The 26,051-nt window shown below is 62.7% G+C and carries 23 protein-coding genes and 2 pseudogenes; 10 read left to right on the forward strand and 15 right to left on the reverse strand.

The features are described from left to right. Positions 1 to 125: 125 nt before the first annotated feature. The 3 genes from DKY63_RS10265 to DKY63_RS10275 form a co-directional block, all read right to left on the reverse strand. Positions 126 to 1,082, reverse strand: a complete 957-nt coding sequence (locus tag DKY63_RS10265) for a quinone oxidoreductase family protein (RefSeq protein WP_110963980.1) — start codon at positions 1,080 to 1,082, stop codon at positions 126 to 128. 29 nt (positions 1,083 to 1,111) lie between these two features. Beyond that, complete coding sequence (locus DKY63_RS10270) at positions 1,112 to 1,285, reverse strand: DUF1427 family protein (RefSeq protein ID WP_110963981.1); 174 nt, start codon at positions 1,283 to 1,285, stop codon at positions 1,112 to 1,114. Between the two features lie 215 nt (positions 1,286 to 1,500). Further along, positions 1,501 to 2,277 (reverse strand): AraC family transcriptional regulator, encoded by a 777-nt coding sequence (locus DKY63_RS10275; protein WP_110963982.1) that lies wholly within the window; start codon positions 2,275 to 2,277, stop codon positions 1,501 to 1,503. A gap of 148 nt (positions 2,278 to 2,425) precedes the next feature. Here DKY63_RS10275 and DKY63_RS10280 point away from each other — a divergent pair, with 148 nt between their 5' ends. Next, a complete protein-coding gene (locus DKY63_RS10280) occupies positions 2,426 to 2,653 on the forward strand; it encodes a DUF6555 family protein (protein WP_110963983.1) in 228 nt (75 codons plus the stop codon). 118 nt (positions 2,654 to 2,771) lie between these two features. On the opposite strand, the gene DKY63_RS10285 is transcribed toward DKY63_RS10280, so the two are convergent. The 3 genes from DKY63_RS10285 to DKY63_RS10295 all read right to left on the reverse strand — a co-directional run bounded on the left by DKY63_RS10285 (position 2,772) and on the right by DKY63_RS10295 (position 4,025). Continuing rightward, complete coding sequence (locus tag DKY63_RS10285; protein ID WP_110963984.1) at positions 2,772 to 2,930, reverse strand: metallothionein; 159 nt, start codon at positions 2,928 to 2,930, stop codon at positions 2,772 to 2,774. A gap of 163 nt (positions 2,931 to 3,093) precedes the next feature. After that, positions 3,094 to 3,549: a DMT family transporter gene (locus DKY63_RS10290; RefSeq protein WP_204354319.1), complete on the reverse strand. Its 456-nt coding sequence runs from the start codon at positions 3,547 to 3,549 to the stop codon at positions 3,094 to 3,096. After that, positions 3,549 to 4,025 carry a DMT family transporter gene (locus tag DKY63_RS10295; protein ID WP_110963986.1) on the reverse strand — a complete coding sequence of 159 codons (477 nt, stop codon included), beginning with the start codon at positions 4,023 to 4,025 and terminating at the stop codon, positions 3,549 to 3,551. The genes DKY63_RS10290 and DKY63_RS10295 overlap by 1 nt, the downstream gene beginning before the upstream one ends. Before the next feature lie 227 nt (positions 4,026 to 4,252). On the opposite strand from DKY63_RS10295, the gene DKY63_RS10300 reads away from it, so the two are divergent. Then, positions 4,253 to 5,188: a LysR family transcriptional regulator gene (locus DKY63_RS10300; protein ID WP_110963987.1), complete on the forward strand. Its 936-nt coding sequence runs from the start codon at positions 4,253 to 4,255 to the stop codon at positions 5,186 to 5,188. A 115-nt stretch (positions 5,189 to 5,303) separates the two neighbouring features. Here DKY63_RS10300 and DKY63_RS10305 read toward each other — a convergent pair whose 3' ends face one another. Continuing rightward, on the reverse strand, positions 5,304 to 6,986 hold the full coding sequence (locus DKY63_RS10305) for a methyl-accepting chemotaxis protein (protein WP_110963988.1): 1,683 nt from the start codon (positions 6,984 to 6,986) through the stop codon (positions 5,304 to 5,306). Between the two features lie 264 nt (positions 6,987 to 7,250). Then, positions 7,251 to 8,567, reverse strand: a complete 1,317-nt coding sequence (locus DKY63_RS10315) for a Na+/H+ antiporter family protein (protein ID WP_110963990.1) — start codon at positions 8,565 to 8,567, stop codon at positions 7,251 to 7,253. Between the two features lie 539 nt (positions 8,568 to 9,106). On the opposite strand from DKY63_RS10315, the pseudogene DKY63_RS33055 reads away from it, so the two are divergent. From DKY63_RS33055 to DKY63_RS10325, 3 genes and pseudogenes are all read left to right on the forward strand, one after another. Continuing rightward, positions 9,107 to 10,177: pseudogene (locus DKY63_RS33055) on the forward strand (HAMP domain-containing protein); the annotation flags it as partial. Between the two features lie 345 nt (positions 10,178 to 10,522). Continuing rightward, a pseudogene (locus tag DKY63_RS33060) lies at positions 10,523 to 11,035 on the forward strand (methyl-accepting chemotaxis protein); the annotation flags it as partial. 324 nt (positions 11,036 to 11,359) lie between these two features. Continuing rightward, positions 11,360 to 13,036: an MFS transporter gene (locus DKY63_RS10325; protein WP_110963992.1), complete on the forward strand. Its 1,677-nt coding sequence runs from the start codon at positions 11,360 to 11,362 to the stop codon at positions 13,034 to 13,036. Positions 13,037 to 13,162: 126 nt separating this feature from the next. On the opposite strand, the gene DKY63_RS10330 is transcribed toward DKY63_RS10325, so the two are convergent. The 4 genes from DKY63_RS10330 to DKY63_RS10345 are packed head-to-tail and all read right to left on the reverse strand — an operon-like array spanning position 13,163 to position 15,770. Further along, a complete protein-coding gene (locus DKY63_RS10330) occupies positions 13,163 to 14,479 on the reverse strand; it encodes a sensor histidine kinase (RefSeq protein WP_110963993.1) in 1,317 nt (438 codons plus the stop codon). Further along, positions 14,476 to 15,144, reverse strand: coding sequence for a response regulator transcription factor (locus tag DKY63_RS10335; RefSeq protein WP_110963994.1), 669 nt, complete (start codon positions 15,142 to 15,144; stop codon positions 14,476 to 14,478). Before DKY63_RS10335 ends, DKY63_RS10330 begins: the two co-directional genes overlap by 4 nt. Positions 15,145 to 15,147: 3 nt before the next feature. Next, on the reverse strand, positions 15,148 to 15,459 hold the full coding sequence (locus tag DKY63_RS10340; RefSeq protein ID WP_110963995.1) for a PepSY domain-containing protein: 312 nt from the start codon (positions 15,457 to 15,459) through the stop codon (positions 15,148 to 15,150). Then, entirely contained in the window at positions 15,459 to 15,770 is a 312-nt protein-coding gene (locus DKY63_RS10345) for a PepSY domain-containing protein (RefSeq protein WP_110963996.1), read from the reverse strand. Before DKY63_RS10345 ends, DKY63_RS10340 begins: the two co-directional genes overlap by 1 nt. Before the next feature lie 208 nt (positions 15,771 to 15,978). Here DKY63_RS10345 and DKY63_RS10350 point away from each other — a divergent pair, with 208 nt between their 5' ends. The 4 genes from DKY63_RS10350 to codA all read left to right on the forward strand — a co-directional run bounded on the left by DKY63_RS10350 (position 15,979) and on the right by codA (position 19,959). Continuing rightward, positions 15,979 to 17,058, forward strand: a complete 1,080-nt coding sequence (locus DKY63_RS10350; protein ID WP_110963997.1) for a patatin-like phospholipase family protein — start codon at positions 15,979 to 15,981, stop codon at positions 17,056 to 17,058. 86 nt (positions 17,059 to 17,144) lie between these two features. After that, entirely contained in the window at positions 17,145 to 17,501 is a 357-nt protein-coding gene (gene queD / locus DKY63_RS10355; protein WP_007915588.1) for a 6-carboxytetrahydropterin synthase QueD, read from the forward strand. 196 nt (positions 17,502 to 17,697) lie between these two features. Then, positions 17,698 to 18,528, forward strand: coding sequence for an alpha/beta fold hydrolase (locus DKY63_RS10360; RefSeq protein WP_110963999.1), 831 nt, complete (start codon positions 17,698 to 17,700; stop codon positions 18,526 to 18,528). A 186-nt stretch (positions 18,529 to 18,714) separates the two neighbouring features. Then, positions 18,715 to 19,959, forward strand: coding sequence for a cytosine deaminase (gene codA / locus DKY63_RS10365; protein WP_110964000.1), 1,245 nt, complete (start codon positions 18,715 to 18,717; stop codon positions 19,957 to 19,959). A 113-nt stretch (positions 19,960 to 20,072) separates the two neighbouring features. On the opposite strand, the gene DKY63_RS10370 is transcribed toward codA, so the two are convergent. Next, positions 20,073 to 21,065 (reverse strand): diaminopimelate epimerase, encoded by a 993-nt coding sequence (locus tag DKY63_RS10370; protein WP_110964001.1) that lies wholly within the window; start codon positions 21,063 to 21,065, stop codon positions 20,073 to 20,075. A gap of 168 nt (positions 21,066 to 21,233) precedes the next feature. Here DKY63_RS10370 and DKY63_RS10375 point away from each other — a divergent pair, with 168 nt between their 5' ends. Continuing rightward, the gene (locus DKY63_RS10375) at positions 21,234 to 22,385 is read left to right on the forward strand and encodes an MFS transporter (protein WP_110964002.1); all 1,152 of its coding nucleotides are present in this window, start codon (positions 21,234 to 21,236) and stop codon (positions 22,383 to 22,385) included. 146 nt (positions 22,386 to 22,531) lie between these two features. On the opposite strand, the gene DKY63_RS10380 is transcribed toward DKY63_RS10375, so the two are convergent. After that, entirely contained in the window at positions 22,532 to 24,958 is a 2,427-nt protein-coding gene (locus DKY63_RS10380) for a TonB-dependent siderophore receptor (protein ID WP_110964003.1), read from the reverse strand. A gap of 98 nt (positions 24,959 to 25,056) precedes the next feature. Next, on the reverse strand, positions 25,057 to 26,040 hold the full coding sequence (locus DKY63_RS10385) for a FecR family protein (protein WP_110964004.1): 984 nt from the start codon (positions 26,038 to 26,040) through the stop codon (positions 25,057 to 25,059). Positions 26,041 to 26,051: the final 11 nt, after the last annotated feature.

Genomic DNA, 26,051 nt, shown 5'->3' on the forward strand with positions numbered 1-26,051 from the left:
TTGCGGGGGTTTCATGTGGGAGCGAGCCTGCTCGCGATGGCGGTCTGACCGTCAACATTGATGTTGAATGGGCTGACCTCATCGCGAGCAGGCTCGCTCCTACAGGGGTAGGTGGCACCAGGGTATCAAGGCACCAGAATGACCTTGTCGCCACTGCCCTGGTTCACCTCGGCATAGCGTTCCAGCCCTTCGGCCAGGGGCGATTCGAACAAGCCTTGCGGCAGCGGCAACAGATCCTGATCGAAGAACTGGCCGAACTGATCGAGCATCGCCGCACAGGCCTGCACGCCATACAGCAACGAATTGATCCCCACCACCGAACCGCCCTTGCGATACAGCGCCAGGGCCGGCAGTTGCACCATGCCATCCACCGGCGCGGCGATGATGGCGATGCGGCCGAAGGTGGCCAGCGCCGCGACGGACGCCGGCAGCCAGAAGCCGGTGGTGTCGAAAATCACGTCGGCACCGCCGTTGAACACCGCATTGACCTGAGCGCCGAGGTCTTCAGGCTTGTCCAGTTGCAGAGTCTGATACCCCTGATCCTGCAAGGCCTTGACCTGCTCGGGCCGGCGCGCCGCCGCCAGCACTTGGGCGCCGCGCACTTTCGCCAGGGCCAGCGCGGCACTGCCCACCGCCCCGCCGCCGATCACCAGCAAACGGGTTTGCGCGGTCACCAGGCTGCGCTCCAGCGCGTCCCACGCCGTGGTGTAGGGCACGCCGAGGCTGGCGGCCTGGGCGAAGCTCAAATGCGTGGGTTTCAGGGCCACGCCATTGGCCGGCAGCTTGACGAATTGTGCATGGGAACCATCGGCAAAAAAGCCCAGCTCACGACCGGTGCCCCAGACCTGCTGACCGAGCAACGATTGCGGACCTTCGACGACGATGCCTGCAAAATCGCGACCGGGAATCCGTGGCAAGGTGGTGTAGGGAAAGCGTCCCAGCACGTTCTTCACATCGCTGGGGTTGAGGCCCGCGGCCTTGATTTCCACCAGCACTTCATCGGCGCCGGGAACGGGGGTGGGCACATCGACGTAGCGCAGGGCCGAAAGATCGCCGGTTTTATCGAACTGCAGTGCTTTCATGAGGTTTTCCATCCAATCGACAAAGGGGTTCAGGAGATCCAGCCAGCGACCAGCTGCCGGCCCATCGGCCAGAGTTTTTCGCCAGCGAGCATGCCGAGCAGGCCGATCAGCGCGACGGCCGGTGGCGCGGGGGAACGAAAATCCAGGGCGCCGTACAGCAGGCCGACGCCAAGACCGATGACCAGCGAAATGAAGTAGCTCATGGCAGACTCCGTGGGCAGTTGAGAGATGCCGCCAGTCTAGGGAGCGATGAATCCGGGCACCGGCCAAGTGCTTCTGAATTTCGGCCAAAACACCCCGGACACCCCGAACACCCCGCCCCCTGTAGGAGCGAGCCTGCTCGCGATGGGCGTGAACGATAACGCGTGCTTCCTGATTTAACGCGGCGCGCTTGAGTCCATCGCGAGCAGGCTCGCTCCTACAGGGTCTGATTCGCGGGAAATTGTGAGGGGGCGACGCCCAATTCCCGGCGGAACATGTCGCTGAAGCTGCTGGGGGAATAGCCCAGTTCCCGGGCAATCGTGCTGACCGGCACACCCTGGATCAACTCGGCCGCCGCGGTGGCCAGTTGCACCTGCCGCCGCCATTCGGCAAAGCCCATGCCCAGTCCCTCCTTGAACAACCGCGCCAGGGTGCGCACGCTGGCGCCGGCGTTTTCCGCGTGTTGCTCGAATGGAATGTCCAACGATGGCTGGTCCATGACCGCCTGGCATAGGTTCATCAAGCGCCGGTCGGAGTTGTCCGGCAAGGGAATCTTCATCTGCGAACGCCGGGCCCGCTTGAGCTCCAGCAACGCCAGAGCGACCAAAGCCTCGTAGTATGCCGGCGCCCCGTCATCGCCCTGCTCCACCAGGCTGACAATCAACTCGCGCAGCAACCCGCCCACTTCAATCACCTGCACGCTGTTGTCGAGGGTGGCCGCCAGCGCGGGTCGCAGGTAGATATTGCGCATCTGCAGGTCCGAGACCACGCGAATCCCGTGGGGTACACCGGGCGGCAGCCACACCGCCCGCTGCGGCGGCACCACCAGCGCCTCGAAGGGCGTCTCGACCCACATCACCCCGCTCATCGCATACAGCAACTGCCCCCAGACGTGCTCATGCGGCTCGATGAACAGCCCGCGCGGATAGGTACGCGCCAGCGGTTGCACGGGCACGTCGGTATCACTCAAGTCAGGCGGGGCGGCAAGGGCCATGGTCAATGATCATTGGGGGATGGGAGGACGTTCCATGGTAACCAGTGGTTACATCCACTGCCAGTGATCGGATCCGCCTGACAATCCGAATGAATTTTTGCCAGGGCATGGGATCCGTTTATGTACAACAGGGAGGATCAGGGGCCATATGAACAACGCAAAACTCTTCGTCATCGAGTACACCCTCCATGGCGAACCCAAGTCGTTCATCATTCGACTGGACAAGATGGACAACGCCGAGGCCTGGCATTGGGCAAGCTGCGACGCGGGCATCGGCCGGATCCCGCGCTTCGGCCGGGAGAAGGTGCAAAAGACCAGCAAGCCGGTGGCAGAGAAGTTCGGCGTGGAAAACGTCAAATGGCGGCCGGCAAATTGAACTGACTTCAACCCTGTAGGAGCTGTCGAGTGCAACGAGGCTGCGATCTTTTGATTTTGAAAGATCGCAGCCTCGTTGCACTCGGCAGTTCCTACAGGGTTACAGGGTTCAAGCCCGGTCAGTGGGCGCACTTGCAGCCCTGATGGGCACACTCTTCACCGTGCTCATGGTGCTTGGCGCAGGCTTCACAGCAGTAGTGCTTGCCGTGACGCACAACCGGATGCTCGCCGAGCTTGCAGTTGCATTTGGGACAGTCGCATTTACGGTCATCGGTCATGACGCTGACTCCTTTCGTGGTGGTCGTCGGGGCAGAACAAACAACCCGTTTAACCATTGTAGGAGCAAAGCTTGCTCGCGATGACGTACTGACATCCGACACTGATGTCGACTGATACATCGCCATCGCGAGCAAGCTTTGCTCCTACAGGTGATCGGGTATATCAGGCCTGACGGGAGCTGCTGCGATACATGAACACCAACGCCAACCCCAGTAGCACCATCGCCACCACCCGACTCCCTGACAACTCGATCGCCGGATTGCCCAGCCAGCCGAAATTGTCGATCAGCATGCCCATCCCCAACTGCCCGACAATCACCGCCACGGTCGCCACCGCCGTCCCGACACGCGGCACCGCGCCGACCATCACCATCATGTAGACGACGCCAAACAGCGCACCGCTGAGTTGCCATTTCGGCACGTCCAGCAGACTGAGCGCATGGGCCGGTTCGAAAAACAGGATCAGCAACCCGGTGCTCACCGCCCCCACCACGAACGTCAGCAAACTGCTGCGCAATACACCGACCGTTTCCCCCAGGCGCCCGTTGATCGCCGCCTGCACACTCAGCACCGCACCGGCGGCCACCACCACTGCCAACAAAATAATCAGGCTCATCATTACCCCCGGGCGATCAGAACAAGTGCCGCGACAATCAGCAGCAAGGCCAGCCAGCGTTCAGCGTTGACCTTCTTGCGGGTCGCGCCGAACCAGCCGAAATGGTCGATCAGCACACTTTTGCCGACCTGCCCCGAGAGGATCGCGATCATGGTCATGGCAATGCCGATGTGCGGTGTGGCCAGTGTCAGCACCACCACATAGATCGGCCCGAGAAACCCGCCGATCAGTTGCCAGCGCGGCAACTCGCTCAAGGCCGGTCCCCGTTGCGGGCCGCTGAACAGCAACAGCAGAAACAGGATCGCCGAGCCCACGCCGAAGATGCTCAAGGTCGCCCACAGATGCCCGACCTGCACACCCAGCGGACCGAGCAACCCGGCCTCCACGGAAAGGCCCATGCCCGCCAGGATCACCAGCGGCAGCAGTAACAGCCGCTGGCCCGGTTGGGTCGCGGCGATTTCGATTGAAGAAGATTGCATAGAGGAATACCTGCCCAATATCAGATAAAAAACACCCTCACTTGTAGGAGCAAAGCTTGCTCGCGATGGCGGTGTATCAGGCGCCATCGTCTGTGTCAGACACACCGTCATCGCGAGCAAGCTTTGCTCCTACAAGGCGGGTGGGGGCATTATCCGGTGGCGCTCCTTTGCGATAAACGGGATCATCCTGACAACACTTTTGCGTAACTCGCACAGCAGGACTCACCATGCACGGCCTCAACGAACTGGGATTCAAGGCGCTTCGCCTGTTTGTCGCGGTGCTCGACCACGGCAGTTTTTCCGAAGTCGCCCGCCGCGAAGGGCTGGCGCCCTCTTCGATCTCGCGTCAGATCCAGTTGATGGAACAGGCCCTGAGCCAGCAATTGCTCTACCGCCACACCCGCGCCGTCACCCCCACCGAAGCCGGGCGCATGCTCGGGCATCACGCCCGATTGGTGCTGGTGCAACTGGAAGAAGCCGAACAGGCCTTGCAGGAACAGCAAAGCGAACCCAGTGGCCTGGTGCGGATCAACGCGCCGGTGGTGTTCGGCCAACGGCACCTGACACCCTGGCTGGGGAAGTTGTGCGCGCGCTACCCGAAGCTGCAACTGGATATCCAGCAGACCGACAGCTACATCGACCCGCTGCAGGAAGGCGCGGACCTGCTGTTTCGCATCGGTCCGCTGCCCGATTCGAGCATGCAGGCACGGATCCTCGCGCCCCATCGCTTTCAGGTGGCGGCGAGCCCTGCCTACCTTGAACGGCGTGGCGTACCGCAGCATCCAGATGACCTGGCGGCCCATGACTGCCTGGCCTACAAGGGCGTGACCGGCCTGCAACGCTGGTACTTCCGCCAAGGCCGGCAGCCGTGGACGCCGTATTCGGTGAAAGGTCCGATTACCGGCAACCACGCCGATACCCTGACCCAGGCCGCCGAACAGGGCCTGGGGCTGGTGATGTTTCCGTCATGGCTGATTGGCGAATCGGTGCGCAGCGGCACGCTGGTGCCGGTGCTCGGAGATTTTCAGGTGTCCAACAGCTTTGAGCCGCAGCAGATCACCGTGCTCTGGCCGGGCAGCCGGCGTCTATCGGTGAAGGTGAGGACGGTGATTGATTTCTTTATGGAGTGTTTTGGCGAGGTGCCTTATTGGGACAGGCAATGACACCCTAACGATATCTGTAGGAGCAAAGCTTGCTCGCGATGGCGGTGTGTCAGTCGACATCAATGTTGGATGTCAGTACGTCATCGCGAGCAAGCTTTGCTCCTACAGGGGCGGCTTAGATACGGAATTGACCCACCAGCCCGCCCAATCGCTGCCCAAGATCCGCCAGACTGCGCGAAGTTTGCGCGCCCTGCTGGGTCTCATCGGCCACGTTGTCCACCGCCACCGCAATCTGATGCACGCTGCGGTTGATCTCTTCGGCCACGGCGGTCTGTTCTTCGGCGGCGCTGGCGATCTGGGCGTTCATCGAATTGATGGTGGCGATCAGTTGCGCCATGGTGTCGAGCGAAGCGCCGGCTTCGTTGGCCTGGGCCGAGGTGCCGTCGCCGGCTTCGCTGGAACGGCGCATGGCTTCCACCGCCGACCGGGTGCCCGCCTGCAGGCGGTCGATCATGCCCTGGATTTCCTGGGTGCTGATTTGCGTGCGGCTGGCCAGCGCCCGCACTTCATCGGCCACCACCGCAAAACCACGCCCGGCCTCACCGGCGCGGGCCGCTTCGATCGCGGCATTGAGGGCCAACAGGTTGGTCTGCTCGGCAATCGAACGAATCACCCCGAGCACGCTGACAATCGACGACACGTCCTTTTGCAGGCTGTCCAGCGATACACCGCTGCTGCGAATGTCGTCCACCAACGCATGAATCTTCTCGATGCTGCCGGCCACCACGCGCTTGGCGGCCTGACCTTCTTCATCGGTCTGCTGGGCGGCGACCGCCGCGTTTTGCGCGCTCTTGGCCACTTCCTGGGCGGCGGCGGACATTTCATTGATCGCCGTGGCGACCTGATCGGTTTCGTGGCGCTGACGCTCCATGGCCTGGTCCGAACGCTGGGCCTGGTCGGAGACCTGACGCACCAGAGACGTCAGTTGGGTGGTCATTTCGCTGATCTGGCGCACCAGGCCGTGGATCTTGTCGACGAAGCGGTTGAAGGAACCTGCCAGTTCGCCCAGTTCATCCTGGCTGGTGATGGTCAGGCGACGGGTCAGGTCGCCCTCGCCCGCCGCGATGTCGTCGAGGTTGGCTTTCATCAGGTTCAGCGGACGCAGGATGGTGTTGGCCAGCAACATCCCCGCCGCCGCGATTAACAACAGCACCACCAGCGCCACGCCGACGATGCTCAGCACCACGCCCTGCATGCGTTGCTGCACCTGGGCCTGGACGGCGGCCACTTGCGCCTCGATGCCGTCCAGATTGACCGAGGTGCCGACCGCCATGTCCCACTTCGCCAGGTATTCGGTGTAGCCGAGTTTCGGCACCAGCACCTGCGCATTGCCCGGCAGCGGCGAGCTGTATTGCAGGTAGTGGGTGCCGTCCTTGGCGACTTTCACCAGGTCACGGTTGACGTAGACGCCGTTCGGGTCGCGATTGTCCTTGAAGCTCTTGCCCACGCCCTCCGGGTCGTTGGCCTTGAACAGGCGCACGGTCTCGGAGTCGTAGCCGAAGAAGTAGCCTTCCTTGCCGTACTTGATGTTCGACAGCAGCTTGATCGCCTGGGCCCGCGCGGTGTTGTCGCCCTGGGCAGCGGCGTCGTACAGCGGCTTGATGGTGGTCATCGCCACGGCCACGTAGCTTTGCAGGGTGGCCTTGGCATCGCTGAGCAGGCGCTCGCGGGTCTGCTCGACCTCGTGGCGGGCCTGGCCTTGCAGGATGAACAGGGTGGTCAGGCTGATGACCAGCGCAAAGAGCAGCACCGGGAGGACGGCAAGGGACAGGACTTTGGCCTTCAGGCTCATGCGCATGACGTTCACTCTTTTGATTTTATTGGCGTGGGTAAAGGCTTTAACGGCACGTCAGGTCAAAAGTTGAACACCCAAAAAAAGATCGCAGCCTTCGGCAGCTTCTACAGGGTTGGTGTAGGAGCTGCCGAAGGCTGCGATCTTTTGATTTGATCGTTCCCACGCTCTGCGTGGGAATGCAGCCGGGGACGTTCCGCGTCCCAAAGCGTGACGCAGAGCGTCACAGGAGGCGTTCCCACGCGGAGCGTGGGAACGATCAAACCGGGATTACAAAACCATCGCGGCAATCCAGCCAAAAGCGAGCAACGGCAGGTTGTAGTGCAGGAACGTCGGCACCACGGTGTCCCAGATGTGGTGATGCTGGCCGTCGATGTTCAGGCCGGAGGTCGGGCCCAGGGTCGAGTCCGAGGCGGGTGAGCCCGCGTCGCCCAGGGCGCCGGCAGTGCCGACGATGCACACGATGGCGAGCGGGCTGAAGCCCAGTTGCACGCACAGCGGCACGAAAATCACCGCCAGGATCGGCACCGTGGAAAATGACGAACCGATGCCCATGGTCACCAGCAGCCCCACCAGCAACATCATCAGCGCGCCGATGGCCTTACTGTGGTCAATCCATGCGGCAGAGGCTTCGACCAGCGTCTGCACTTCCCCGGTGGCCTTGATCACTTCGCCGAACCCGGAAGCGGCGATCATGATGAAGCCGATCATCGCCATCATCTTCATGCCTTCGGTGAACAAGTCGTCGGTGTCACGCCACTTGACGATGCCCGACAGCGAAAAGATCAGGAAACCGGCCAGCGCGCCGATGATCATCGAGTCCAGCAGCAACTGGATGATGAACGCCGCCGCGATGGCGAGAAGCGCCACCATCAGGCTCAACGGGTTGTATTGCACGGCGACCTGTTCGACCTGCTCGATCTTCGCCAGGTCATAGACGCGCCTCTTGCGGTAGCTGATGAATGCCACCCCAAGCCCCACCAGCATGCCCAGCGCCGGGATGCCCATGGCGTGGGTGACGTTGATGCCGCTGACGTCCACACCGCTGCGAGCGACGTTGGCCAGCAGGATTTCATTGAGGAAGATGTTGCCGAAGCCCACCGGCAGGAACATGTACGGGGTGATCAGGCCGAAGGTGATCACACAGGCGATCAGCCGGCGGTCCAGTTGCAAGCGGGTCAGCACATATAAAAGCGGCGGCACCAGCAGCGGTATAAAGGCGATATGTATCGGCAGGATGTTCTGCGAAGCGATGGCCACCACCCACAGCAGGCCGATCAGCAGCCATTTGACCGAACCGCCACCCGTGGCGTGCTGGCGATCCACCAGTGCCAGCGCCTTGTCCGCCAGAGCGTGGGCCAGGCCGGACTTGGCAATGGCCACGGCGAAAGCACCGAGCAACGCGTAGGACAACGCCACCGTGGCCCCGCCACCCAGGCCGTTGTTGAAGGCCTTGAGCGTCGCCTCGATGCCCAGGCCACCGGTCAACCCGCCCACCAGCGCGCCGACGATCAGCGCGATGACCACGTGCACGCGGGACAGGCTGAGGATCAGCATGATGCCGACCGCGGCAATCACTGCATTCATTTCATTACCTCAAGACAAACGAAAAGACTCCGTCCGGCAGTCTGCGAAGCGCCGCCAGCGGATTAAGGAATGGGTTTTATTAGAGGGCGCGCACTGTGCCGCAGAGTCACCCCCGTGTCAAAGCGCGCGGGCCTTGTGGATATGTAACTGCATATGATCGCCGTTTTTCTGTGGGAGCAAGGCTTGCCCGCGATGGCGATTTCGAGGACGCCATCGCGGGCAAGCCTTGCTCCCACAAAAAGCGGTTCAACCCTTAAGAAAGCCTGGTCCCGGCCGCTACAGTGCAAAGCCCCAGATATTTATCGAATAAGGACGTTTCCATGTCGCTCAGACAACTTTCCATCCAATGGAAAATCACCCTGCTGGCCGGCCTTTGCCTGGCGGGTATCGTGACCTTGCTGGTGGGGCTTTCGCTGTATCGCATGGAGCACAGCTCTGCGCTGGTGAAAGCCTCGAGCATGGAAATGCTGACGGAAGCGGCCCAGGCGCGGATCGAGTCCCAGGGCGAAAACCAGGCGCTGAACATTCGCCAGCAGTTCATGGATGCCTATCAATACGGCCATGGCTTTTCCCGGCAGGTGCTGTTCCTGCGCGATCAGGCCGAAAAACGCTTTCTCGACGCCTTCGACCTGCGCGAAGACCTGACCCGTCAGGTCCGCTCGGCATTGCAGGCCAACCCGGAACTGCTCGGCCTGTCCCTGGTGTTCGAACCCAACGCGCTGGACGGCAAGGACGAACTGTTCGCCGGCCAGAGCGAGATCGGCAGCAATGAAAAGGGCCGCTTCGCCCTGTACTGGTCGCAACCGACGCCGGGCAAGCTGACCGCCATGCCGCTGCCGGAGAAAGACATCGCCGACACCAGCACCGGCCCCAGTGGCGAAGCGGCCAACGCCTGGTTCACCTGCCCGCGCGCCACCCTCAAGCCCTGTGTGATCGAGCCGTACTTCTATGTGATCGACGGCCAGAACGTGTTGATGACCAGCATCGTTTTCCCGCTGATGGTCAACGGCAAGGTCATCGCGTCACTGTCGGTGGACATCAACCTCAACAGCCTGCAAGCGCTCAGCCAGAGCGCCAGCAAGAGGCTCTACGACGGCCAGTCCAGCGTCAGCATCGTCAGCCCCGCCGGCCTGCTCGCCGGCTACAGCCCGGATGCCGGCAAGCTCAGCCAGCGCCTGGAAGCGGTAGACAGTCGCTCCGGTGCGGAGCTGATGCGCATGCTCGCCAGCATCAGCCAGACCACCAGCCTGCACAGCGACCAGCAGCTCAAGGTGCTCGCGCCATTCCAGCCGATTCCCGGCGGCAAGGCCTGGGGCGTGCTGCTCGACGTGCCGGAGAAAGTCCTTGTCGGCCCCGCCGAAGCGTTGAAAAAACAACTGGATGAAAGCAACACCGCGGGCTCCCTGACCGAACTCGGCCTCGGCGTGCTGGCCGCGTTGATCGGCCTGCTGCTGGTGTGGCTGATGGCGCGCAGCGTGACCAAGCCGATTCTGGGCGTGGCGCATATGCTCGAAGACATTGCCAGCGGCGAAGGTGACCTGACCCGCCGCCTGGCCTATGACAAACGGGATGAACTGGGCCAACTGGCCGGCTGGTTCAACCGTTTCCTCGACAAGCTGCAACCGATCATCGCCGAGGTCAAACGCTCGGTGCAGGACGCCCGCAGCACCGCCGACCAGTCTTCCGCCATCGCCACCCAGACCAGCGCCGGCATGGAACAGCAGTATCGTCAGGTGGATCAGGTGGCCACCGCTTCCCATGAAATGAGCGCCACCGCCCAGGACGTCGCCCGCAGCGCAGCGCAAGCGGCACAGGCCGCGCGGGATGCCGATCAGGCGACCCGTCAGGGCCTGACCGTGATCGACCGTACCACCACCAGCATCGATAACCTGGCCGCCGACATGAGCGCGGCGATGACCCAGGTCGAAGGCCTGGCCGCCAACAGCGAGAAAATCGGTTCGGTGCTGGAAGTGATCCGCGCCATCGCCGAACAGACCAACCTGCTGGCCCTCAACGCCGCCATCGAAGCAGCCCGTGCCGGCGAGGCCGGGCGCGGTTTTGCCGTGGTGGCCGATGAGGTGCGCAACCTGGCGCGGCGCACCCAGGAATCGGTGGAGGAAACCCGGCTGGTGATCGAACAACTGCAAAGCGGCACTCAGGACGTGGTGGGGTCGATGGGCAACAGCCATCGCCAGGCCCAGGGCAGCGTCGAGCAGGTCGGCCAGGCCGTGACCGCCCTGCGCCAGATCGGCGAGGCGGTGACGGTGATCAGCGACATGAACCTGCAGATCGCCAGCGCCGCCGAAGAACAGAGCGCGGTGGCCGAGGAGATCAACAACAACGTGGCGACCATCCGCGATGTGACCGAGTCGCTGTCGGGTCAGGCCCATGAATCGGCGCGGGTGAGCCAGTCGCTCAATAGCCTGGCGAACCAGCAGCAGAGTTTGATGGATCAGTTTCGGGTGTAAGCCCTTCCCGCCACCTGACACCCATCCCCTGTAGGAGCAAAGCTTGCTCGCGATAGCGGTGTACCAGTCGACATCAATGTTGGATGTCCGCACGTAATCGCGAGCAAGCTTTGCTCCCACAGGTTGTGTGTCACCAATAATGCCGGTGTTCGCCATCGCCATGATGGCGAGTGGATATCTGTCCAAAGCCGATTATGCTTTCAGAGACCTTGCAGCGATGCGAGGCCGTCAGCTTGTGTCCAGGCTTCGCGCAGTCCCCAGGGCCAGAGTGCGGCAACAATTGAGAGGTGCTCCGGCCGAAAACAAGAAAAACGGAGAAATCTCATGGCGACAATCAGCGGCACTACCATGGGCAGCGCGCCCAACCACGGGGTCACCCGGGACGAGCGAAAGGTGATTTTCGCGTCCTCCCTGGGCACCGTGTTCGAATGGTACGACTTCTATCTGTACGGCTCCCTCGCCGCGATCATTGCCAAGCACTTCTTCGCCGGCGTCAACGAAACCACCTCCTTCATCTTCGCCCTGCTCGCGTTCGCCGCCGGCTTCGCCGTGCGACCCTTCGGCGCCATCGTGTTCGGCCGCCTGGGCGACATGATCGGACGCAAGCACACCTTCCTCATCACCATTGTGATCATGGGTGTGTCCACGGCGGTGGTGGGCTTCTTGCCCGGATACGCCACCATTGGCGTCGCGGCGCCGATCATCCTGATCACCCTGCGCCTGCTGCAAGGTTTGGCCCTGGGCGGCGAATACGGCGGCGCGGCGACCTATGTGGCCGAACATGCGCCCAAGGGCAAACGGGGTTACTTCACCTCGTGGATCCAGACCACCGCGACCCTTGGCCTGTTTCTGTCGCTGCTGGTGATTCTCGCCTGCCGTACCGCGCTGGGCACCGAGGCCTTCGAAGCCTGGGGCTGGCGGATTCCATTCCTGCTGTCGATCCTGCTGCTGATTGTCTCGGTGTACATCCGCCTGCAACTGAACGAGTCGCCGGTGTTCATGAAAATGAAGGCCGAAGGCAAGGCGTCCAAGGCGCCGCTGACTGAATCCTTCGCCCGCTGGGACAACCTCAAGATCGTGATCATGGCCCTGCTCGGCGGCACCGCCGGTCAGGCGGTGGTGTGGTACACCGGGCAGTTCTACGCGCTGTTTTTCCTGCTGCAGACGCTGAAGATCGACCCGCAGACCGCCAACCTGCTGATCGCCGGCTCGCTGTTGATCGGCACGCCGTTCTTCGTGATTTTCGGCAGTCTGTCCGACCGCATCGGGCGCAAGCCGATCATCATGGCCGGCTGCATTCTCGCGGCGCTGACCTACTTCCCGATCTTCCACGCGCTGACCCAGTACGGTAACCCCGACGTGTTCATCGCCCAGGAGAAGAATCCGGTCAAGGTGATTGCCGATCCCGGCCAGTGCTCGTTCCAGTTCGACCCGGTGGGCAAGGCCAAATTCACCAGTTCCTGCGACCTGGCCAAGACCATCCTCGCCAAGCGCGCCATCCCCTATGAAAACGTGAAGGCCGAGCCCGGCACCGTGGCGCAGGTGCGTATCGGCGACAAGGTCGTGGAAAGCTTCGAAGGCACCGGCATGCCGGCGGCGGACTTCAAGACCAAGAACGATGCCTTCACCGCCACCCTCGCCACCGGCCTCAAGGACGCCGGCTACCCCGAGAAGGCCGACCCGGCCAAGACCAACTACCCGATGGTGTTGTTGTTCCTGACGATCCTGGTGATCTACGTGACCATGGTCTACGGCCCGATCGCCGCCTGGCTGGTGGAACTGTTCCCGGCGCGCATCCGCTACACCTCGATGTCACTGCCCTACCACATCGGCAACGGCTGGTTCGGCGGCTTCCTGCCGACCGTGGCCTTCGCCATGGTCGCGGCCACGGGGGATATCTATTACGGGCTGTGGTACCCGATCGTGATTGCGGTGATGACGGCGATCCTGGGGATTTTCTTCATGCCGGAAACCAAGGATCGGGAGATTCATCACACCTGAGGCAGACACGCACTATCCACTGTAGGAGCGAGCCTGCTCGCGATGGCGGAGGCACATTCACAATCAATGTGACTGTCAGACCGCTATCGCGAGCAGGCTCGCTCCTACAGGGGTTGCGGTGTTGGATCAGGTGCGTTTCGGCAGTTCGATCCGTACTTTCAAGCCGCCCCACTCGCTCTCCTGCAAGCTCAGCGTGCCGCCCCAGGTATCGACGATATCCCGCACGATCCCCAACCCCAGCCCATGCCCGTCGGTCTGCTCATCCAGCCGGGTACCACGGCTGAATACCTGATCGCGGCGATTTTCGGGAATACCCGGCCCGTCATCCTCGACACTCAGCTCGAACCCTTGCGCGGTCTCGATCACGCTCAGGCGCACTTCGGCATCCGCCCATTTGCAGGCGTTGTCCAGCAGGTTGCCGAGCAGTTCCAGCAAATCCTCACGATCCCACGGCAATTGCAGGCCGGCCGGGCAGCGATAGCTCAGCTCCAGGTGGTCGCCATGGATCATGTTCAAGGTCGCCAGCAACCCCGGCAGTTCGGCGTCGCAGTCAAACAACGCACCCGGCAACGCATCGCCGGACAACCGCGCGCGATTGAGTTCGCGGTTGAGCCGCTGCTGGACTTGCTCCAGTTGTGCCTTGAGGATCTTGCGCAGCTGCGGATGCGCGTCGAGCTGCTCGCTCGAAGCCAGGCTCAACAGCACCGCCAACGGGGTTTTCAGGGCGTGGCCGAGGTTGCCCAGGGCATTGCGCGAACGCTTGAGGCTGTCTTCGGTGTGGGTCAGCAAATGGTTGATCTGCGCCACCAGCGGCTCCAGTTCCACCGGCACCCGGTCATCGAGTTGCGAACGCTGGCCCTGTTGCAACTGGGCGATCTGTTCGCGGGCCTTTTCCAGTGGGCGCAAGGCGCGCCGCACGGTGAGCCGTTGCAGCAGCAGGATCAGCAACAACCCCGCCAGTCCCAGCCCCAGGCCGACCTGCCGCATGCGCTGGAAACTCTCGCGCACGGGGGTGTAGTCCTGGGCCACGCTGATGGAAATCGACTGGCCCATGCGTCGATAGTCGGAACGCAGCACCAGCAATTGCTGGCCTTCTGGGCCCAATTGCAGGTTGCTGTGCAACCCTGGTCGCTCCATTTGCGGCAGTTCCTGGTCCCACAACGAGCGGGAGCGCCAATGGCTGTCGGCAAAGTCGATGCGGAAGTAATGACCGGAAAACGGTCGCTGATAAGCCGGCGCCAGGTGTCGCTCGTCCAGCTGCAAGCCCTGGGGGCCGCGCACCAGTGCGACCAGCAGGTTTTCGCTGTCGTTGCGCAGCCCGGCTTCGAGGTAGCGTTGCAGGCCCATTTCGAACAGCCAAAGGCTGGTTTGCGCCAGGATCAGGCCGACCACCACCATCACGCTGATCAGGCCCAGGCTCAAACGGCGCTGGATCGACCTCACTGGGCTTGCCCGCCGAACAGGTAACCCTGGCCACGACGGGTTTCGATCACGCTGCGCCCCAGCTTGCGGCGCAGGTGATTGACGTGGACTTCCAGCACGTTGGAATCGCGCTCGGTTTCGCCGTCGTAGAGGTGCTCGGCGAGGTGGCTTTTGGAGAGGATCTGCTGCGGGTGCAGCATGAAATAGCGCAGCAGGCGAAATTCCGCGGCGGTCAGCTGAACGTCCGCGCCATCGCGAACCACGCATTGGCGCCCCTCGTCCAGGTGCAGCCCGGCGGCCTGGAGGGTGGGCTGGTTGACCTGGCCATGGGAACGGCGCAACAGCGCCTGAATGCGCAGGTGCAGTTCTTCGGGGTGAAACGGCTTGGCCAGGTAATCGTCGGCGCCGGCCTTGAGCCCTTCGATGCGCTCGGCCCAGGAATCGCGGGCCGTCAGGATCAGCACCGGCGTCCCCAGCCCGCCGGCGCGCCACTGCGCCAGCACCTCAAGCCCCGGCAACCCCGGCAGGCCGAGGTCGAGGATGATCAGGTCGTAGGGTTCGCTGCTGCCCTGATACACCGCGTCGCGACCGTCGGCCAGCCAGTCCACGGCATACCCCTGGCGATTGAGGCCGGCCAACAATTCGTCGGCCAGGGGTACGTGGTCTTCCACCAGGAGCAAGCGCATCGGTCAATCTTCCTTGTCTTTGAGCAGCCGGCCGGTGGCGGCATCGAGGTCGAGTTCACGGACCACGCCTTCGGTGGTCAGCAACTCGACTTCATAAATGTAGACGTCGTGTTTCTCTTCGAGCTCGACTTCCAGCAGCCTGGCACCCGGATACCGGTCCAGCGCGTGATGCAGCACTTGTTCCAGCGGCAGGATCACGCCCTGCTGGCGCAGGCGCAGGGCTTCGTCCTGGTCGAGGTCGCGGGCCAGCGTGACCGGACAGAACGTCACAAGCGCCAGGGTGCAGGCGGTTGAAAGAAGCAAAAACGATTTCATTAATTATCCTGATGATCCTTGCGCAACAGCCCGTCGGCCGCGTCCAGCTCAAGCTCCCACTCCACACCCTGCAGGTCGGTCAACTCGATCCGGTACAGGTAAACCCCATACCGTTTTTTCAATTCGGTTTCGGTGATCCGCGACCCCGGGTGCCGGGCCAGAGCCACCGCCTCGACCCGCTCGATGGGCACAATGGTACCAGCCTCGACCAATGGTCGGGCTTCGTCGGAGCGCAGGTCCCGGGTGTGGCCGAGGTTGGCGGTCAAGCCGAAAAGGGTGAACACGATGAACAGGGTGGCCAGGATTTTCATGGGCAGAGTCCGGACTTCTGGTTATTTCCGTGGACGCCACCTTAGCGATCGCAACTTAATTGAAACTGAATGGCCATCATTGGAAACACTGCAATCCCTGTTACCTCCAACATTCATATGACTGATACACCCCTATCGCGAGCAAGCTTTGCTCCTACAGGGGGCCGTGCGGCTTATAATCCCCCGCTCGCCAGACACTGAGACCGCAATGACCGCCATCCACATCAAATTCCCTTCCCTGACCCTCAAGGCCGGCCCGCGGGCCTTTGCGCGCATCCGTGAGCAAGGCCTGAGCGCCGCGGACGTCGGCACGCTGCCCGGTGCCGCCGGTGGCCCCAAGGCGCTGGGAATCCAGGGGCTGGACCTGGCGCTGTTCGGCCAGTGGCTGCCGTCGGCGCCACGGGAACGCTCGCTGATTGGCGCCTCGGTCGGTTCCTGGCGCTTCGCCAGCGCCTGTCTGCCGGACGCCGCCGAGGGCATCCAGCGCTTGGGCAAGCTGTATACCGAACAAAACTTCGACAAAGGCGTGACCATGGCGCAGATCAGCCAGAGTTCGCGACGCATGCTCGATGACCTGCTCGATGGCCGTGACGCCGCCCTGCTCGCCAACGCCCATTACCGCCTGAACATCATGGTGGTCAAAAGCCACGGCCTGCTCGCGCACGATCATCGTGGCCGCCTGGGCCTGGGCCTGTCGTCGGTGATCGCCGATAACCTGCGCGGTCGCGCCCGGCTGTCGCGGCACTTCGAGCGGCTGATCATCCACGACCCGCGCCTGGCGCCGCCGGTCGACGCGCTGACCGACTTTCCCTCGCGCTTCGTCGCCCTGAACGCCGGCAACCTGCGCCAGGCCCTGCTCGCCTCGGGCTCGATCCCCATGGTGATGGAAGGCGTGCGCGACCTGCCGGGTGCCGGTGCTGGCACCTTCCGCGATGGCGGCCTGCTGGACTATCACCTCGATCTGCCTTACAGCGGCAACGACATCGTGCTCTACCCGCACTTCACCGACCGGGTGATTCCGGGCTGGTTCGACAAAACCCTGCCCTGGCGCCGCGCCTGCCCCGCGCGCCTGCAGAATGTGTTGCTGCTGGCGCCGTCGAAGGAATACCTGGCGCGCCTGCCCTACGGCAAACTGCCGGACCGCAACGACTTCAAGCGCTTCATGGGCGACGCCCCGAGCCGGCAGAAATACTGGCGCACGACGATGGATGAAAGCCGCCGGCTGGGCGATGAATTTCTCGAACTGGCCGCCAACGGTCGCCTCGGCGAACGCTTGCTGACCCTTTAGTCAGGACAAACTGTTAAACTCGCCGCCAGTCAAAAATGCCCCAGCGTCGCCGCGGCGATCGCCACCTCAACAGAGCTGAAAACACTGTGGAAATCTTCAAGGAATTTACGTTCGAATCCGCCCACCGCCTGCCTCACGTTCCGGACGGCCACAAGTGCGGCCGCCTGCACGGTCACTCGTTCAAGGTGGCGCTTCACCTGAGTGGCGATCTCGACCCGCACACCGGCTGGATCCGCGACTTCTCCGAGATCAAGGCAATCTTCAAGCCGCTGTACGAGCGTCTGGACCACAACTACCTGAACGACATTCCGGGCCTCGAAAACCCGACCAGCGAAGTACTGGCCAAGTTCATCTGGAACGAGATGAAACCGTTGCTGCCGGAACTGAGCGCTATCCGCATTCACGAGACCTGCACCAGCGGTTGCATCTATCGCGGCGAATAAACACACCGCTCCCCTGTAGGAGCAAAGCTTGCTCGCGATGGTGTGTCAGTTGACAGCAATGCAACTGACACACCATCGCGAGCAAGCTTTGCTCCTACATGGGGAATGCGTTTTGTCAGGTAAAAAAAGAACAGCCTTCATAGGCTGTTTTTTTATGCCTATGCTTTTTGGCTTCCATCGCCAAAAGGACATGCCCATGGCTGACTGGTCGCTGCCTCAGACTTATCGCTTCAACGGTCACGCAGTACGCTTCGCCGTAAGAGGCGACGGTCCGCCGTTGGTGTTCGTGCACGGCACGCCCTTCTCTTCCTACGTCTGGCACCGCATCGCACCGCATTTCATCACCACCCATCGCGTGCATTACTTCGATCTGTTGGGTTACGGGCAGTCGGAAAAAATCGATGGCGATGTTTCCCTCGGCGTGCAGAACGAACTGCTGGCGCAGTTGCTGGAACACTGGGGCCTGGACTGCCCTGACGTGGTGGCCCACGACTTCGGCGGGGCTACCGTCCTGCGCTCGCACCTGCTCAATGGCCGCAACTACCGCAGCCTGACCCTGATCGACCCGGTCGCGTTGTCACCCTGGGGCTCGCCGTTCGTGCAGCATGTACGCCAGCATGAAGCGGCTTTCAGTGGCCTGCCCGACTACATCCAGCGGGCCATCGTGCCGACCTATATTCGCGGGGCGATCCACCGACCAATCCCCGACGACGAACTCGCCCCCTACGTACAGCCATGGCTGGGGGATCCGGGGCAAGCGGCGTTCTACCGGCAGATCGCGCAAATGGACGAGCGCTATACCCGCGAAGTCGAAGCGCTGTATCCGACCCTTCGCTGCCCGGTGCAGATCCTGTGGGGCGAAGATGATCAGTGGATCCCCATCGAACGCGGACGCGCGCTGCACCGGATGATTCCCGGTTCGCAATTCCACGCTATCGCCAATGCCGGGCATCTGGTTCAGGAGGATGCGCCAGAGGCCATCGTCGCCGCGTTGCTGCGGTTTCTACCCCTGCACAAATCCCCCTGACCAAACCCAACCCACTGTAGGAGCGAGCCTGCTCGCGATAGCGGCAGGACAGTCAAGTAGATGTTGGATGTGATGCCGCCATCGCGAGCAGGCTCGCTCCTACATTTGAACGACGCACTGGCAAGGACCGCCGCTGCCAAGCTAACTTAGAGGTATCGAATACACATTCTGAAAAGGACCCTCCCGATGCTCATCATCAACGCCCGGCTGCGTAATCAGGAAGGTCTGCACGAGCTGCACCTGGAAAACGGCCTGATCCGCAACATCACCCGGCAAACCGAAGCCCCGACCCTGGGCCCTGATGACCTGGACGCCGGTGGCAATCTGGTGGTGCCGCCCTTCGTCGAGCCGCACATTCACCTCGACGCCACCCTGACCGCCGGCGAGCCGCGTTGGAACATGAGCGGCACCCTGTTCGAGGGCATCGAATGCTGGGGCGAGCGCAAAGTCACCATCACCGAGGAAGACACCAAAAACAGGGCGAAGAAGACCATCCAGAATCTCGCCGCCCACGGCATCCAGCATGTGCGCACCCACGTCGATGTGACCGACCCGCAGTTGACCGCCCTGAAGGCGATGCTCGAAGTGCGCGAGGAAAGCCGTCATCTGGTCGACATGCAAATCGTCGCGTTTCCCCAGGAAGGTATCGAGTCCTACCGCAATGGCCGGGAGTTGATGAAAGAGGCGATCCGCATGGGCGCGGACGTGGTCGGCGGCATTCCGCATTTCGAGTACACCCGCGACCAGGGCGTCAGTTCGGTGAAGTTCCTGATGGACCTGGCCGAGCGCACCGGCTGCCTGGTGGATGTGCATTGCGATGAAACCGACGACCCGCACTCACGCTTTCTCGAGGTGCTGGCCGAGGAAGCGCGCAGCCGCGACATGGGTTCGCGGGTCACCGCCAGCCACACCACGGCCATGGGCTCCTACGACAACGCCTACTGCGCAAAACTGTTCCGCCTGCTCGGGCATTCGGGCATCAGTTTTGTTTCCTGCCCCACCGAAAGCATTCACCTGCAAGGGCGCTTTGACAACTTCCCCAAACGCCGGGGCGTGACCCGGGTCAACGAGTTGCTCGAAGCGGGCATGAACGTGTGTTTTGGCCAGGACTCGATCGTCGACCCGTGGTATCCGCTGGGTAACGGCAACATCCTGCGGGTCCTTGAAGCCGGCCTGCATATTTGCCATATGCTGGGCTATCGCAACCTGCAAAGCGCGCTGGACCTGGTCACCGACAACAGCGCCAAAGCCATGGCCCTGGGTGATCGTTACGGCCTTGTCGCGGGTCGGCCGGCGAATCTGCTGATTCTGTCGGCGGAGAGTGACTACGAGGTGATCCGCAGCCAGGGGTTGCCGCTGTACTCGATTCGTGGCGGCAAGGTGTTGATGAAGCGGACGATGCCGGTGGTGGAGTTCGGTGGTCTGAGCTGAAATCTGCAGTGACCGGACTGGCCCCTTCGCGAGCAGGCTCGCTCCCACATTGGTGATGTGCCGTACACAGATCCCTTGTGGGAGCGAGCCTGCTCGCGAAGGCTATTTCGAAATCACTCGACAAATCGAGCCGTACCAAACAGGCTGACCCGCCTCAATTCCCCCCGCTCTTCCTCCAACAAAACCGGCGCCGTCCCACCCGGCATCACCACCCTCACCTCCCCGGCCTTCACCCAGCCCACCCGCCACGCCGCACAGGCCACCGCGGTGGCGCTGGTTCCTGATGAAGCCGTCGGACCTTCACCCCGTTCAAACACCCGCGCAATCACCCGTTGCCCGGCTTCGTGCGTCGCCCATTGCAAATTGATCCCCGCCGGACACGGCCGGCCGGCCCCCGCCGGCATGGCATAGGCAATGCGGGTCAAGCCTTCGCCCAACACCGGCTCGCGCATCTGCTCATTGCTCGGCAGCGCGTCGATGCTATCGACCAGCGTCACGCAATGGGGATTACCCACCCGGGCGAACTGGCTGCGCGACCAGAGGTCATTGAGTGCCGACAAGGGTTGCACATGGCTGAGTTCGCGACCGTTCATCAGCACCGTTTCAACACCCACGGCGCTGACCGCCGACGGCCCGAACCCAGGGCGACCAAGGTCGAGCCAGAACCCGTTCACACCCTCGACCTGCGCCGCCTTCACCGAGGTTTCCCCCGGCGATGGCACATCGGCCTTGTCATGATGAACCCTGAGCACACAGGCCTCATCCTCGGTCAAAAGCCCCAGATCACTCAGCGCCTGGGAGAAAATCGTCAGGCCGTTGCCACTGCGCTCGGCCAGGGTGCCGTCGGTGTTGACGATCAACAGATCAAAGGGCGGCGACGACTGGAACGGGCCGACCAACAGACCATCGCTGCGATGTTCCTTGCTGCCGGGCGGTTGCGTGCCCGGTGCCCACGAGCAGCAGGCTTCAATGGCAGCCAGCGCCCAGCCCTCGCGGTTTTGAGCGGCAGCGCTGGCCTGATCGGGTAACGCGATGCCCTGTTGGCGCAATTCTTCCGGCGCCGCGACCATATAGATATTGCCCCGTGCATCGTACATCCGCGCCATGGCGCCTCCCCGCTGTCCTGTTCGAAAGGCCTCAACATATCGCGAAACACATCATGGCTGTGCAAGGATGTCAGCTTTCTGGAACGCACAAACGCCAGGTCCGTGATCGAACCCACACCGCTCGATCACGGTCCCAACGGGACGCGAAGTTTTATGCCAAGGATCGATATGACCAACCTCAACACCCAGACCTCATTCGTGCCCGGGCGCCTGGAGCAGATGTCCACGCGCGTCGCCTTTTTCATCGCCGGCGCAGGTATTGCCGCATGGGCGCCGCTGGTGCCGTACGCCAAGGCCCGCGCCGGGCTGGATGAAGGCACCCTCGGCCTGTTGCTGCTGTGCCTTGGCGTGGGTTCGATCCTGGCGATGCCCCTGGCCGGGATCCTCGCCACGCGCTTCGGCTGCCGCAAGGTGGCAACCGGCGGCACCCTGCTGATCTGCATCGCCCTGCCGTTGCTGGCGACGGTGTCGTCGGCGCCGGCGCTGATCGCGGCGCTGTTCATCTTTGGTGCCGGCCTGGGCACGGTGGATTCGACGGTGAACCTGCAAGCGGTGATCGTCGAGCGGGCCAGCGGCAAGAACATGATGTCGGGCTTCCATGGCATGTTCAGCCTCGGCGGGATCGTCGGCGCGGCCGGTGTCAGTGGCTTGCTTGGCCTCGGGCTGTCGCCGCTGGGCGCCATGCTGGTGGTGATCGTCCTGCTGCTGATCGCGCTGGCGAAGGCGGCGCCGCATCTGTTGCCCTACGCCAGCGAAAGTTCGGGACCGGCGTTCGCCGTCCCCCACGGCATCGTGCTGTTCATCGGCGGCATGTGCTTCATCGTGTTCCTCGCCGAAGGGGCGGCGCTGGACTGGAGCGCGGTGTTTTTGGCGCAGGAACGCGGGATCGACACGGCCTATGCCGGCTTGGGCTATGCGGCGTTTGCGCTGACCATGACGGCGGGACGCCTGACCGGTGATTCGATCGTGCGCCGATTGGGTGCGACGCGGGTGATGGTCTTCGGTGGCCTGTTGGCGGCGTTCGGCCTATGCCTGGCGACCTTCGTCCCAAGCTGGCAAGCGGCGCTGGTGGGCTATGCCCTGCTGGGTGCCGGTTGTTCGAACATCGTTCCGGTGCTGTATACGGCGGTGGGCAAGCAGACGGTCATGCCGGAAAGCATCGCCGTGCCGGCCATTACCACCCTGGGTTATGCGGGGATTCTCGCCGGGCCCGCGGTGATAGGGTTCGTCGCCCATGCCGCGAGTTTGAGTTTTGCCTTTGGGTTGATGGCGGTGTTGCTGATCGCGGTGGCGATTGGCGGGAAAGTATTGAAGGTGTAGGAGCGAGCCTGCTCGCGATGGTGGTCAACGATAACGCTGGCAGCCTGACTCCCCGCGGTGTCCTTGCGTCCATCGCGAGCAGGCTCGCTCCTACAGTGGGTCCGTGTCGAACACAAATCTGCCCGCGATGGGGTCACCTCGGTCTGTCAGAACCCAACGCTGGCCTGCACGAAGAACGTGCGCGGCGCACCCACGTACATGCCCGAGTTGTTGTCGCTGGAACGGGTGAAGTACTGCTTGTCGAAGATGTTCTTCACCCCGGCGCCGACTTTCAGGTTCGACACCGAAGGCCCGAAGTCATAGCCGCTGCGCACGTTCCAGGTGACATAACCCGGAATGTCGCCGTACTGGCCATCAGCAGTACCTTGCGTGATGTAGTTGTTGCTGAAGCTGCCGTCGGCGTTGACCGCCACACCCGGCGAGCGCTGTTGGGACTGGGCAAACGCGTCGACGTTGTACGTCCAGCGGTTGATGTCGTAACGCAGGCCGACCGTCGCCACCTGACGCGAGTAGAACGGCAGGTCACGGCCCTTGAAGTCCGGAATGTCCCCTTCATACACGGCGCGGGTGTAAGTGAACCCGGCGTTGGCGGTCAGGCCTTCCAGGCGCGGATCCAGTGCCGCCATGTCGTAGTGCACCGAGGTCTCGATACCCCGGTGGGTGGTCGCGCCGAGGTTGGTCCAGCCGGCATCGTTGCTGATGTACTGCAACTCTTTATCGAAGTCGATGTAGAACAGCGTCACTTCACCGCCCCACACGTCATCGTTGTAGCGCGTGCCGATCTCGTAGGTCTTGGCCTTTTCCGGCTCCAGGCCGTTGGCCGTTTCGTTACCCACGCCGCCCTGGCCGAGCTGGAAGTACTGCAACGCACCGAACGAAGTCTCGTAGTTGGCGAACAGCTTCCACGCTTCGGACATGTGATACATCACGCTCAACGCCGGCAGCGGCTCGTTGCTCTCGATGCTGCGGCGTTTTTCCGGCACCGGCTTGCCGGCGGTGTCGAGCACCGGGCGGTCGTGCCATTCGGTCTGGATATGTTCGAAACGCACCCCCGGGGTGATGGTCCAGTTGCCGACATCGATCTTGTTGTCGATGTAGGCCGCGTGAGCTTCAGTGCCACCAGTACGGTCCTGGTACACGTGGCCGTCCGAGGTCTTGGTCACCACCGGCTCGTTGGCGCCGTTCAAAGCCAGGCGGCTGGCTTGCTCGTGCATGCCTTCCTTGAGGTAGCGATAACCGACACTGACTTCCTGGGTGGTTGGACCCACGTCGAACACATGGGACACCCGCGGTTCGATGCCGTAGGTGTAGTAGGTACGCGGGAACGAGCCGAGGGTCTTCTGGTCGCGGGCGGCGATGTTGCTGCCACGGAAGCTGTCGGTGTAGTAGGTCAGCACTTCGGCCTGGGTACGGTCGTCGAGCTGGCGGATCCACTTGAACGACACGTCCTTGCGGCGGCCGCTGAAGTTGTCGTTGTTGCGGTCGGACTGGAACGGATCGGCGTCGTACTGCGCCTGGGTCAAACCGCCGGGCATGTCGGCGCTGGCGTCGTAGTAGTGAAAGTTCAGGCTGAAATCGTCGACGTCGGTGGGCGCCCAGTGAGTCTTGAGGAGCACGTCGTCGATGTCGTTGCCGTTATTACGTTCGCGGTAACCGTTGCCGTTCACCCCGGAATACAACAGCGCCACGCCGATACCGTTGTCGGCGGTGCCGCCCATGAACGCGGTGTCGATGTGCTTCCAGCCACCGTGCTGGGACGTCTCCAGAGTGGTGCCGATTTCAGCCGAGGCTTTTTCCGGGATGGCCCGGGTCACGAAGTTGATCACCCCACCCACGTTCTGCGGCCCATAACGCACGGAACCGGCACCGCGCACCACGTCGATGCTGTCGAGGTTGCCGGAGGAAATCGGTGCCATGGACAGTTGAGGCTGGCCGTACGGGGCGAAGGCTGCCGGCACGCCATCGATCAGGATGGTGGAGCGTGGCGACAGGCGCGAGGTCAGGCCACGCACGCCGACGTTGAGGGAAATATCACTGCCGCCGGTGCCGTTGGCGTCCTGCACCTGCACACCCGGTACGCGCTTGAGCACATCGCCGACGTTCATCGCGCCCTGCTCGACCATCGCCTCGCGACGGATCACGGTCCGCGCGCCAGGGTGGTTCTGGACCAGCGCGGCATCGGCATCGTCGAGCCAGTCGCCGACCACCTTGATGTCGGTCGCGCCCAGTTCCAGCGCACCACCGGCCGCCTGGGTCGGCGCCGGCATCAGGGTCACCGAACCTTCATCGATCGAGTACTGCAGGCCGCTGCCTTGCAGCAATTGACGCAGCGCTTCTTCCGGCGAAAGATTGCCGTCCACCGCCGGAGCTTGCTTGCCGGCCACCAGGTCAGGGCTGAAAAACACCTGCAACGAGGTTTGCTGGCCCAGCTGAGTCAAGGCCTGGCCCAAGGGTTGCGCCTGGATATGAATGGCGTCGGCGGCGAATACTTGAGGCATCGCGACGTTGACCGCCAGCGCGAGCGCCAGCGGCAACCAAGGGAAGGTTGGGGTAAGAGCGGTGGATTTTTTCACGTCGAACGTATTCCTGTGGATCGCAAGAGTGTGCGCTTGTTAATGCAAACCAGTTGCAGTTGAACAGGAAGACGATGAACTCGAAAAAAACCTGAATTTTATTTTGAAATTATTTCCTGGCTGCCGTCATCGAGGGTGCGCACGGCCACCGGCAGGATGCTCGGCAGGGCCTTGAGCAGCGCATCGGTGTTGTCGGACTTGAACACGCTGGTCAGGCGCAGATTGCCCACTGCCGCGCTGGCGACCTTCAGTGGCTTGTCCCGATAACGCGACACCTGCTCGGCGACATCGCTCAGGCTGGCGTTGTTGAACACCAGTTTGCCGCTGCGCCAGGCCGTCATCTCGGCGGGATTGACCGCATAGGCCGCCGCGACCTTGCCCTGGGCATCGACATGGGTACCCAGGCCCGCGGTCAGGCTGATGAAATCATTGTCGGGTGCCGAGCGAGCCTGGACTTTCACCGTGCCCTGCTCCACCACCACCCGCGTGTCGGCGCTGCCCCGGCGTACATCGAAGCGCGTGCCGGTGACCGTAACCTTGCCATTGCCGGCCTCGACCACGAACGGTCGGCTGCTGTCGTGCTGAACGCTGAACATCGCCTCGCCTTCGCTCAGTTCGATGCCGCGTCGGTTCTTGTCAAAGCGCACCTGAATCCGGCTGCGGCTGTCCAGATCGATGGTCGAACCGTCCGGCAGGGCCACCTGGCGGCGTTCGCCCAGGGCGGTGGAAAACTCGGCCGTGTAAGGCGAGGGATGATTCAGGCCGCTGAAAAGCCCGAGGCCAAGCGCCACCGCCACCACACTGGCTGCCACCGCATAGCGCAGGACTGGCCGGCGTTTGGGGCGCACCGGCGCCTCTTCGCACAGCGCCAGCAGACGCGCCGACGGCACCAGGTCAGCGGCTTTCCAGACGTTCTGCAGGCATTCGAATTCGGTTCGGTGTTGGGGGTGTTCGTCCAGCCAGGTTTCAAATTGGCGATACACGTCGACATCGACCGCAGCTTCCTGCAAACGCACAAACCACCGCGCCGCGTCATCGCGAACTGCTGTTTGCCCGCACGCACAATCACGAGTATCCATCATGGAAGTTCCTG

Source organism: Pseudomonas putida, from assembly GCF_003228315.1.
Classification (GTDB): domain Bacteria; phylum Pseudomonadota; class Gammaproteobacteria; order Pseudomonadales; family Pseudomonadaceae; genus Aquipseudomonas; species Aquipseudomonas putida_S.